Source organism: Methyloradius palustris, assembly GCF_019703875.1.
GTDB lineage: Bacteria > Pseudomonadota > Gammaproteobacteria > Burkholderiales > Methylophilaceae > Methyloradius > Methyloradius palustris.
Genome location: NZ_AP024110.1, coordinates 385947 through 396553, shown reverse-complemented (window position 1 = coordinate 396553; position 10607 = coordinate 385947). Strand labels below are relative to the sequence as shown.

Annotated in this window: 10 protein-coding genes; 1 reads left to right on the top strand and 9 read right to left on the bottom strand. The window is 47.1% G+C overall.

Annotated elements, in window-relative coordinates:
- Positions 1-3: 3 nt before the first annotated feature.
- The 8 genes from nirD to ZMTM_RS02060 all read right to left on the bottom strand — a co-directional run bounded on the left by nirD (position 4) and on the right by ZMTM_RS02060 (position 9036).
- A complete protein-coding gene (nirD, locus tag ZMTM_RS02095; protein WP_221764695.1) occupies positions 4-312 on the bottom strand; it encodes a nitrite reductase small subunit NirD in 309 nt (102 codons plus the stop codon).
- Between the two features lie 40 nt (positions 313-352).
- Positions 353-2800 carry a nitrite reductase large subunit NirB gene (nirB, locus tag ZMTM_RS02090; protein WP_221764694.1) on the bottom strand — a complete coding sequence of 816 codons (2448 nt, stop codon included), beginning with the start codon at positions 2798-2800 and terminating at the stop codon, positions 353-355.
- Positions 2801-2848: 48 nt separating this feature from the next.
- Positions 2849-3613, bottom strand: coding sequence for a uroporphyrinogen-III C-methyltransferase (gene cobA, locus ZMTM_RS02085; protein ID WP_221764693.1), 765 nt, complete (start codon positions 3611-3613; stop codon positions 2849-2851).
- Positions 3614-3644: 31 nt separating this feature from the next.
- On the bottom strand, positions 3645-5042 hold the full coding sequence (locus ZMTM_RS02080; protein WP_221764692.1) for a porin: 1398 nt from the start codon (positions 5040-5042) through the stop codon (positions 3645-3647).
- A gap of 105 nt (positions 5043-5147) precedes the next feature.
- Positions 5148-5984 carry an ABC transporter ATP-binding protein gene (locus tag ZMTM_RS02075; RefSeq protein WP_221764691.1) on the bottom strand — a complete coding sequence of 279 codons (837 nt, stop codon included), beginning with the start codon at positions 5982-5984 and terminating at the stop codon, positions 5148-5150.
- Between the two features lie 10 nt (positions 5985-5994).
- Positions 5995-6912 carry a nitrate ABC transporter permease gene (gene ntrB, locus ZMTM_RS02070; protein WP_221764690.1) on the bottom strand — a complete coding sequence of 306 codons (918 nt, stop codon included), beginning with the start codon at positions 6910-6912 and terminating at the stop codon, positions 5995-5997.
- Between the two features lie 27 nt (positions 6913-6939).
- On the bottom strand, positions 6940-8241 hold the full coding sequence (locus ZMTM_RS02065) for a CmpA/NrtA family ABC transporter substrate-binding protein (RefSeq protein ID WP_221764689.1): 1302 nt from the start codon (positions 8239-8241) through the stop codon (positions 6940-6942).
- Positions 8242-8460: 219 nt separating this feature from the next.
- On the bottom strand, positions 8461-9036 hold the full coding sequence (locus tag ZMTM_RS02060; protein ID WP_221764688.1) for an ANTAR domain-containing response regulator: 576 nt from the start codon (positions 9034-9036) through the stop codon (positions 8461-8463).
- A gap of 422 nt (positions 9037-9458) precedes the next feature.
- On the opposite strand from ZMTM_RS02060, the gene ZMTM_RS02055 reads away from it, so the two are divergent.
- Positions 9459-9971 carry a PepSY domain-containing protein gene (locus ZMTM_RS02055; RefSeq protein WP_221764687.1) on the top strand — a complete coding sequence of 171 codons (513 nt, stop codon included), beginning with the start codon at positions 9459-9461 and terminating at the stop codon, positions 9969-9971.
- A gap of 114 nt (positions 9972-10085) precedes the next feature.
- Here the strand turns inward: ZMTM_RS02055 and infA are convergent, their stop codons facing one another.
- Complete coding sequence (gene infA / locus ZMTM_RS02050) at positions 10086-10343, bottom strand: translation initiation factor IF-1 (RefSeq protein ID WP_221764686.1); 258 nt, start codon at positions 10341-10343, stop codon at positions 10086-10088.
- Positions 10344-10607: the final 264 nt, after the last annotated feature.

Here is a 10607-nt window from a genome sequence, read left to right as displayed (position 1 = left end):
CACTTAAATCTCAAGGTACACACTGCCATCTTCTACCTTCACGGCAAAGCAGGCAGTTTGGCCTTCATCAGGCTCCACGGCATGGCCATCAGCCAGGTGAATTTGCCACGAATGTAGCGGGCAAGCGACTTTATCGCCATAGACAATGCCTTGCGAAAGTGGCCCACCCTTGTGCGGGCATTTATCGTGCAAGGCGAACACCTTGTCATCTTCTGTGCGGAATACGGCAATATCGCCTTTGCTACTGCGTACGACACGCGAACCCAGTTTTGGGATGTCGCCAAGTGGGACAATTTTTATCCAGCTACTCATATTGATTCCTCATTACATTTTTCTCGTTAAGCTGGTCTGTTCAAGCCGTGACTGAAATGATGTCGAATTCTTTGTGCTCGCTGCGTTTTTCCACACGCTCAGCCCAAGGGTTGGTAGCGCCTTGAAGCGCATACAACAAGCGTTCAAATGCAGCTTTGCGACCTTCAGCATCGTCCAGTACACGTTGTTTGACGTAATCCAGACCAACGCGATGTATCCAGTGCACGGTGCGGTCTAGATAGCGCGCTTCTTCACGATAAATCTGGATAAACGCGCCAGAATACTCAATGACTTCTTCCGCCGTTTTTACTTTGCAGAGAAATTGCGCTACTTCAGTTTTGATACCGCCGTTGCCACCTACATAAAGCTCCCAGCCTGAATCAACGCCGATGATGCCCACATCCTTGATACCTGATTCAGCACAATTACGTGGGCAACCTGAGACTGCGAATTTAACTTTGTGCGGTGCCCACATGTGGTCAAAGGCTTTTTCGATTTCGATACCTAGCTTGGTGGAATCTTGCGTACCAAAGCGGCAAAATTCAGAGCCAACGCAAGTTTTTACGGTCCGCAAACCTTTGGCATAGGCATAGCCAGAAGGCATATCCAGATCAGCCCACATGCTGGTCAAGTCTTCCTTTTTAACACCCAGCAAGTCGATACGTTGACCGCCTGTGACTTTCACCATAGGCACCGCATATTTATCTGCCACATCAGCGATCTTGCGTAACTGGTCTGGCGTCGTAACGCCGCCATACATGCGGGGAATCACCGAGTAAGTACCATCTTTCTGGATATTGGCGTGTACACGCTCATTGATGAACCGTGATTGCGGATCATCCACCGCTTCGTGCGGCCAGGTGGAAAGCAAATAGTAGTTAAGGGCTGGTCGGCAAGTGGCACAACCGTTAGGCGTGCGCCAACTCATGCCTTTCATCGCATCTGGAATATTCAGGTATTTGTGCTGGCGGATTTCTGCACGCACTTCTTCGTGGTTTTTATCGGTGCAGCCACACACGACTTTACTGGTGGATGGCGGTGCATAGCCGCCACCCAGGGTTGAAGCCAGAATCTGCTCAACCAAACCAGTGCAAGAACCGCAACTTGAAGCCGCTTTGGTCTGTTTCTTCACATCATCAATCGTGAACAGGCCCTTTTCTTTAATGGCTTTAACAATCGTGCCTTTGCATACGCCGTTACAGCCGCAGACTTCCATCTCATCAGTCATCGCCGCAGCTTTGTCTTGCCCTGAGTGCCCTGTATTACCCAGACTATCTTCACCAAACATCAGCATGTCGCGAATTTCATGAATCGGCTTGCGGTCGCGCAGCATCTGGAAATACCAGGCACCATCCGCAGTATCACCATACAGCACGCTACCGATGATCTTGTCGTCTTTGATGATGAGCTTTTTATAGACGCCACCGACAGCATCGTGCAATACGATTTCTTCAGTGTCTTCGCCGCCGCTAAAGTCGCCCGCGGAGAAAAGATCAATGCCTGTAACTTTAAGCTTGGTGGAAGTGACAGAACCCTTGTATAGGCCAATGCCAAAGTTCGCGAGATGGGTCGCGCAAACCTTGGCCATCTCAAATAATGGCGCAACCAAGCCATATGAAGTGCCGCGATGCGAAACACATTCGCCCACAGCATAAACACGCGGATCATAGGTCTGCATGGTGTCATTCACCACAATGCCGCGATTGCAATAAATGCCTGCTGATTCGGCTAGTGCATAATTGGGCCGAATACCAACTGCCATCACTACTAAGTCTGCTGACAGCTCAGTGCCATCATCTAGTTGAACGGCTTTCACACGTCCCTGATCTTCGCCTGACTCATGCCCAATCAGCTGTTTGGTATTGGCATTCAGCACAAATTTAAGGCCTTTAGCTTCTAAGGAAAGTTGCAGCATCTTGCCTGCGGTTTTGTCGAGTTGGCGTTCGAGCAGCCAGTCATTTTTGTGGATGACTGTAACTTCCATGCCTTGAATCTTGAGCCCATTGGCCGCTTCAAGCCCTAGCAAGCCACCGCCGATGATTACTGCATGCTTGTGCTTTTTGGCGGTTGCGATCATATCGTTGGTATCTTTAATATCACGATAGCCAATCACACCTGTTAGCTCAGCACCCGGGATAGGCAGCATAAATGGCTTGGAACCAGTGGCAATGAGCAGGCGATCATAAGGTGCGCTGGTGCCGTCTTCGGCATATACCACGCGGCTTTCACGATAAATTCTATCTACGCGCGCATTGGTATGCAGGGTGATATTGTGTTCGGCATACCACTCACGCGTATTGAGGATAATGTCGTCTATCGTCTGTTCATTCGCCAACACGGGCGACAGCATAATGCGGTTGTAATTCGGGTACGGCTCATCGCCAAAGACGGTGATGTCATAGAGGTCAGGCGCTATTTTGAGCAGCTCTTCAACCACTCGCATACCTGCCATGCCATTGCCAACTACCACTAATTTCATTTTTTGCATGTTCTACTCCAGCTTTTCTTTCATAAATATCTCTTTATTTGCTTGGATTTAAGCCGCGAGATGTTCAGCGAATTGTGTCTCTATCTCTTGGTGATTAGCCTTTGCTAATCTGACGACATCGCCCACCACGATAATGGCAGGGCTAGCTAAACCAGCTTGCTTCACGGCCATCGGTAACATGTCTAGTGTGCTGACAATATGCTGCTGCTCGGGCAGCGTGCCATGCTGGATCGCCGCGACTGGAGTATTGGCGGGCATTCCTGCTTTCAATAAATCGCTCACGATTTCTGGCAAATGCTTGATGCCCATATAAATCACTAGCGTTGTGCCTGTAGCCGCCAATGCAGACCAATTCGGGCTTTCTTCATCTTGTGTATGGCCAGTCACGAAAGTCACGCCATGCGTATATTCACGGTGAGTGACAGGAATACCGATACTGGCGGGCACGGCAATACCACTGGTGATGCCAGGCACGATCTCTACAGCAATACCAGCGCCTTGCAGCGCCAGCATCTCTTCACCACCACGGCCAAACAGAAACGGATCGCCACCTTTAAGTCTTGCGACAACCTGGCCTTGTTCCGCCAGCGCAATCATCATGCGGTTGATAAAGTGCTGCGGTGTTGATTTACATCCGCCACGCTTGCCCACCTCTATCACGCGGGCATTAGGCGCATAAGCCAGCAGTGCACGATTGACCAGATCATCAATCAGTACCACTTGCGCTAATGCCAATGCATTCACCGCTTTGATGGTGATCAGCTCTGTATCACCAGGGCCAGCGCCTATTAAATAAACCTTACCTTTGTTCATGAGGGAGCTCCGTTCATCTTCTGGGCGTGACTTAGAATGTATACATCGCAGTGAGCCAAAGCTTCTTGGTATCGCGAATACGACTAGCGGTGGCTAGATATTGGTCATCTTCTGAATATTCGCCGTATTCGAGCTTGGTCATGATGTTTTTGCTGTAATTATAAGTAGCAGCCGCATTCCACTCCGTACCGTAGCGGTCACCCTTGCCGCCAGTGGCTTTGACGAAATCGACATCAGAATTGAAGACGTGGTAATCAGCGAAAAACAGGAAATCGCCGTATTTGTATGTACCGGTGATAAAGGTGTCTTTAATGCCTTCTTTAGGTGTTGCCAGGAATTTATCTACCCAGCCTTGGAATAAATGGTTGGTACCAAATGGGGTTTGAAATGCGTACAGGCCATTGTTGCTAGAGAGTAATTCTTGATCGAGACGAATCGAAAAGTTATCAATGCCCACGCCGCCGCCCAGTTTGTAGTAATCCGCATCAATCCGTGAATCGCCGCCAGAGTAGTTGTCCTGCTTGGCATATTCTGCGGTGTACAGCGCTCTTAGGTTTGGGTTGAATGGATGGATACCATCCAGACGCACACCCAATACTTTGTTGGATTGATTAGCTGCGATATTAGGCTTGCCCGCATTATTCAAAGCACCTGCGCCAAACCATGCATTGCCCATACCCAGATCATCAAAACTTGAAAAGTATCCGTAGCCAATTAGGAACTCGGTAGGAGAAATACGATAGCGAACGTTAGCAACTTCGAGCGCACCATCAGTGCGGGTTTTTGTATTGATTTGCCGAACCGATTCAAGATGAGCTACATACACTTCAGTGTCTGGAATTGATTTGCTGAGCACAGATACGCCGTCGAATACCTGCATATCCTGACGGAAACCAATGTCACCAATAAAGCGTGAGTTATCCAAGATAATCTGCTGACGACCTGCACGTACGCGATTATTTCTAATGCCAGTCCAATCGACATAAAGCTGGTTGATGTCGGTGATGTCTGGATCTACCACTTTGGCGTACTGCGCCTTGTTAGGCTGGTTAGATGCAGCATTGATCAGCGTGCCGTTGGTGCTGTCGTTAAAGTCATCATCCAGTTTTGCTACGTTGATAATCTGCGCAGCAAAACTGAAGTTATGATAAGGCGCGGTCTGCCAGCCAATCAAACTGCGCAAGGTAAATGCATTAGCATCTTCAAGCGGTCTGGTAGCAAAAGGTGCTGGCGCATTACCATCTTGCTGCACATTCTCATAACGCAGCCTGAAGCTGGTTAGATTCTTACCAGTTTTGATGGCATCCATAAACGTGTACTCAGGTAAGGGGGCACTCTCTTCCGCATGAACACTGGCACTCACTACAGCGGTGCCAATCAGCAAAGACAATGTCACTTGACGTAGGGTAAATCTCATATTAGCTTGCACGGTGTTACTCCTTTTTTTAGCGATTAAGGGTGACTAGTAATTTGGTGTATCTTTATTGCTACATTGAGTTGCGGGCCCGTCCTGACCGACGGGCCTTTTTACTTTTTATGCTGCCTTTTTTGCGTGGCGCTCATACAAGAACTTGAGCACTTCACTGCGTAGATGGTTGTAATCACGATCTTCAGCCAGCTCCAGACGTTTTCTTGGGCGCGCCAGATCAACACTGAGGATTTCACCGACTGTGGCGGCTGGGCCATTGGTCATCATGACGATGCGGTCCGAGAGTAAAACTGCCTCATCTACATCATGTGTCACCATCACTGCGGTACAGCCAGATTTCGCCATGATGCCCATCAACTCATCTTGCAGATGGGCACGCGTCAAGGCATCCAGCGCGCCAAATGGCTCGTCCAGCAGCAATACTTTAGGTTCCATTGCCAAGGCACGGGCAATACCCACACGCTGCTTCATACCACCTGAAATTTCGTTGGGGCGCTTGTCGATGGCGTGTGTTAAACCGACCAACTCAAGCACGGCTTTGGTTCTTGCGGTCAAAGCCTCTTTCTTTTCAGTCGCGCCAAATACACGCTCAACGGCAAGATAGACATTCTCAAAGCAACTCAACCATGGCAGTAAAGAATGGTTCTGAAACACTACTGCGCGCTCTGGCCCTGGGCCTGCCACTTCACGACCAGCACAGAAAATATTGCCATCAGTTGGATTTAGTAAGCCCGCAATCAGGTTCAGAACGGTAGATTTACCGCATCCAGAATGGCCAATAATCGAGATGAATTCGCCTTCCTGAATGCTGAAATCGACATTGCGCAGCGCTTCAAACGTGCCTTTTTTAGTGACGAAAGTCATGTTGACGTTTTCAAGCTGGACATATCTCTCAGCCACTGGTTTTGTAGTGACAGGAGTGTCTTGTGTCTTGTTTTCCATGGTGTGCTCCTTATTCGTAACTAAAGCGTTTAGCGATTGATAGCAGCAGGAACTCAAGCATGAAGCCGACAATACCCACTACAAAAATGGCGATGATGATGTGCTCAACATTCAGGTTGTTCCATTCATCCCACACCCAGAAGCCAATGCCTACGCCGCCTGTGAGCATCTCAGCTGCCACAATCACCAGCCAGGCCACACCGATAGAAAGACGTACACCAGTCATCATGTAAGGCAATACGAAAGGGAACAGAATCTTGGTCACGATCTTCCATTCTGAGAGATTGAGCACCTTGGCCACATTCATATAGTCTTGCGGTACCTTGCTTACACCAACTGCGGTATTGATAATCATCGGCCAGATGGCAGAAATGAAAATCACCCAGATTGCCGCAGGGTTAGCCATCTTGAATACCAGCAGGCCAATCGGCAGCCAAGCTAAAGGCGAGACTGGACGTAGCAGGCCAATAATCGGGGCTGCCATGCGAGACATGAATTCAAAGCGGCCGAGGATGAAACCCATGGGAATCCCGACCAACGCTGCGAGACCAAAACCTAGGCCAACACGCTCTAGTGAGGCCACGATATTCCAGCCTATGCCTTTGTCATTAGGACCATTGTCATAAAACGGATGGCTGAACAATTGAACTGCTGAATGCCATGTAGACACTGGGCCAGGCAGATTGGGCGATTGGTGCGCAATCACCGTCCAGACAACCAATAAGAGCCCGATGCCAAACATTGGCGGAATAATCCACTGAAAAAACTCCCTGCTTTTTAGCGCCAGCATGCCTGGTTTTTTAGGCGTTGTTGGCACTGGAGTCTTGACTTCAGCTTTTACGGAAGCTTGAATCACAGACTCAAGCTTTGCATCATCAGCTTGCATGAGCGTTGCCACACTTTCTTGATTGAGTGAAATAGTAGTCATCGTTTAATTTCCTTATTAAGATGAGACTCAGGCTTTAATCTTGAAGCCAGCTGCATAAGCTTTTGGATTTTTGCCATCCCAAACAACGCCATCCATCAACTTACTGCTACGCATTGGGTCTTTAGGCACGCTGATGCCAAGTTGGCTAGCGACTTGGGTGTATAGGTCGATCTGGTTTACTTTTTTAGCAATCGCCAAATAGTCTGGGTCGTCTTTCAACAGACCCCAGCGTTTATGCTGGGTAAGGAACCACATGCCGTCTGAGAGGTAAGGGAAATTCACCTTGCCATCGTTGAAGAATTTCATGAAGTTAGAGTCTTCCCATTTTTTACCATTGCCATTGTCGTAATGACCGAGGAAACGGCCTTCAATCACCTCTTCAGGCGCATTAACATAAGATTTACCAGCAATCAGCTTGGCAACAGCTGGACGGTTGGCAGTCGCTTCAATGTAGCGGCAAGCTTCAAGCACAGCCAACATCATGGCGCGGGTAGTATTCGGGTTCTTAGCGACAAACTCGGCGGTTGTGCCTAGTACTTTTTCTGGGTGATCGACCCAAATGTCTTGTGAAGTTGCGACAGTGAAGCCCACTTTGTCGTAAATTGCACGTGCACCCCATGGCTCACCCACACAGTAGCCATCCATATTGCCGATACGCATATTGGCAACCATCTGTGGTGGTGGCACTACAATGGTTTTGACATCTTTAATGGCGTTAATGCCATTTGCGGCCAGCCAGTAATAAAGCCACATGGCATGGGTACCAGTAGGAAAAGTCTGCGCGAAAGTAAAGTCGCGGTTTTCATTATCCAGTAGACGTTTAAGCGTTGGGCCATCGACCACGCCCTTGTCTTTTATCTGATTGGCTAGCGTAATGCCTTGACCGTTATTATTCAGGCTCATGAGCACGGCCATGTCTTTTTGCATGCCACCAATGCCCATTTGCACGCCGTACACCAGGCCATACAGAACGTGGGCTGCGTGCAATTCACCGTTGACTACTTTGTCGCGAACACCTGCCCACGAAGCTTCTTTTGAAGGCACAATCTTGATGCCGTATTTCTGGTCGAAGCCCATTTCGGCAGCGACAACAATTGGCGCACAGTCAGTTAACGGGATAAAGCCAATTTTCACTTCTTTGATTTCAGGGGCATCAGTGCCTGCGGCCCATGCATTATTGCGAACCTGCTCAGGCACCATGCCCATCAAAACAGAGGCACCCAATGCGCCAGCACTTGCACGGAAAAAATTGCGGCGGCTGTTATCAGGGGTTACCACTTTTTCGGTAGCAAAGCTTTTTTGCGCTACATCTTTTTCATTGGTACTCATGTGTTACTCCTAAGTCTCAAAACACAAAATAAAAAAGGCGTCCTGCTTACGAAATAAATTTCGCAGCAAGGACGCCTTTGTCCGGTGAGCCAGCACTGGCTCGTTATTGCTTGTGTACTACTAGTTCTTTATTACTAATTACTAAAATTTTAATTATTTCTTTGCTGTGATTTCTTCTCCCGCCGTTGGGTAGAGATCACCGTTCCAAACTTCTAAATCTTAAAACAGCAACTTTGCTGCTTGTACCACTTGCTCGGCTAACGTTGCCAAGCGTATGTTCTGTTTCATCGCCATATTTCGCAACATGCCATATGCTTCATCTTCGCTAATGCCACGCTGCTTCATGAGTAAGCCTTTGGCTTTTTCTACCACCTTGCGCTCACTCAGCTTGCTGTTTGCCTCATTTAACTCAAGACGCAAACTTTTAAATTCTTCAAATCTTGCTATCGCCGCATCCATAATCGGCCTCAACCGATCACCTGCTAAACCACCGACCACATAAGCACTTACACCTGCTTTTGTAGCCTCTCGAATCTTGTCTCTATCGCCATCATGCGTAAACATCACAATCGGCCGCGGTGCATTCGAATTCATCACAATCAAGTGCTCCAGCGTATCTCTGCTGGGCGACTCTGTATCTATAATCACTACATCGGGCTGCAAGGCACTCACTGCATCATGTAAGTTTGCCGTATCAGACAAACGCCCAATCACGTTATACCCTGCATCTGATAACAATTGAGTGAGTGGAGCTGCACGCTCCGCATGGTTATCTACCAGTAAAACTCGGAGCATAATTGACTCAAGTTAACATTACGCTTTACAGGCAAAAGCAATAGCTATGCCATTGAGAAATAAAATTCGTTAATGCCATGAAATAATTAAATTAAACTTCAGAATCATTTTCAATTGCCACCATAAAAAACGTCAATGTTCACTTAGTTGTGGTGCGCGTGCACCATTATGAAACTTTATCTATTCAGTTTATGGGTATTTGATATATCGACAAGTTATTTCTACCGCCATTAGGTACTGCATTTTTCCCACAGTATTGGCTGTCGACAACCAACACTGGTTACATGCAGCCAAAATTAAAATTAATTACCTATAATAATCAACACTTTATTTACAATTTACCGGGCAAAACCTAGAATAGCCTCATTGGGCATTTATAGATAATGCCAGCCAATTTTTAAACCACAAGATAGGATATTGCCATGTATAAAACATCAATCGCAGCAATTATTGCCGGTTTATTTGTGATAAACCCAGCTTTTGCAGCTGAAAAATTCACAGGAAAGTTAGAAACCGCCATGAAAGCTGCTTTAGCGAAGTACCCAGGCGACGTGATCTCTCTTGAAGCCGAGTTGGATAATGGCAAGGCTATTTACGAGTTCGATATCAAAGGTGCTGACGGCAAAGAATGGGAAGTGGAAGTAGATGCCAAAACAGGAAAGATACTAGAGATAAATCTTGAAGTTGTAGATGCAAGCGACCCTGCATTTAAAGCCAAAGCAAAAATCACTGTTGAAGAGGCAAAAAAGATTGCGCTGGCATTACACGCTGGTGAAGTTGTAGAAAGCGAATTCAAGATAGAAGCTGATGGCGACCCTTCTTACGAATTCGACATCAAGACAAAAGATGGCAAAGAGTGGGAAGTAGAAGTAGATGCTGTGACTGGCAAAGTGGTGGGTAATCAGGAAGAGGTTTACCAGATTGGTCTAGACTAAGATCAGACTCAGGCTGAATTTAACTTAGCCACCCACTAAAAAGGGCTCACTCAATATATTGAGTGAGCCCTTTTTATCAATTAACGAGCATTACTTAATTACAAACACTCATAATCAGTAAGTTCGACGTCTCGGAGTAAAAGCAGCTTTTGATTCAATGTGCCTGAAAGTAATACGGCCATTGTTGATGTCATAAGGTGACAACTCCAAAGTAACCTTATCACCCGCTAAAATTCGGATATGGTTTTTACGCATCTTGCCACCCGTATATGCAACCAGATTGTGACCGTTATCCAAGGTCACTCGAAAGCGCGAATCGGGCAGCACTTCCATCACCACACCATTCATTTCTATAAGCTCTTCTTTTGCCAAGGATATTTCTCCAATAAGTTTTTGTTACCATGATGAAGCAACAATCTCATAGAGTTTTGAGGTGTAGTAAATCAGAGGGAATTCAGTGCGGAATACACAAGACCAGTAGTGCATGTTTTGCATTATTTGAATTAGGTCAATGCAATTTAGACGTCCGCGCAGTATAGGCGCGCAAGTTTAATTAAGCAATCAGCATAATAATGCTTGACTTTGTGTTGATTTGTACGTACAAAGCCAATAAGGCGTTTGGTTATTTCAGTTTTT

Excerpts from the sequence above, each read along its gene's own strand:
- ZMTM_RS02055 (WP_221764687.1), top strand. The coding sequence starts at position 9,459 with ATGTATAAAACATCAATCGCAGCAATTATTGCCGGTTTATTTGTGATA.
- ZMTM_RS02065 (WP_221764689.1), bottom strand. The coding sequence starts at position 8,241 with ATGAGTACCAATGAAAAAGATGTAGCGCAAAAAAGCTTTGCTACCGAA.
- ZMTM_RS02075 (WP_221764691.1), bottom strand. The coding sequence starts at position 5,984 with ATGGAAAACAAGACACAAGACACTCCTGTCACTACAAAACCAGTGGCT.
- nirB (WP_221764694.1), bottom strand. The coding sequence starts at position 2,800 with ATGCAAAAAATGAAATTAGTGGTAGTTGGCAATGGCATGGCAGGTATG.
- ZMTM_RS02060 (WP_221764688.1), bottom strand. The coding sequence starts at position 9,036 with ATGCTCCGAGTTTTACTGGTAGATAACCATGCGGAGCGTGCAGCTCCA.
- nirD (WP_221764695.1), bottom strand. The coding sequence starts at position 312 with ATGAGTAGCTGGATAAAAATTGTCCCACTTGGCGACATCCCAAAACTG.
- cobA (WP_221764693.1), bottom strand. The coding sequence starts at position 3,613 with ATGAACAAAGGTAAGGTTTATTTAATAGGCGCTGGCCCTGGTGATACA.
- ntrB (WP_221764690.1), bottom strand. The coding sequence starts at position 6,912 with ATGACTACTATTTCACTCAATCAAGAAAGTGTGGCAACGCTCATGCAA.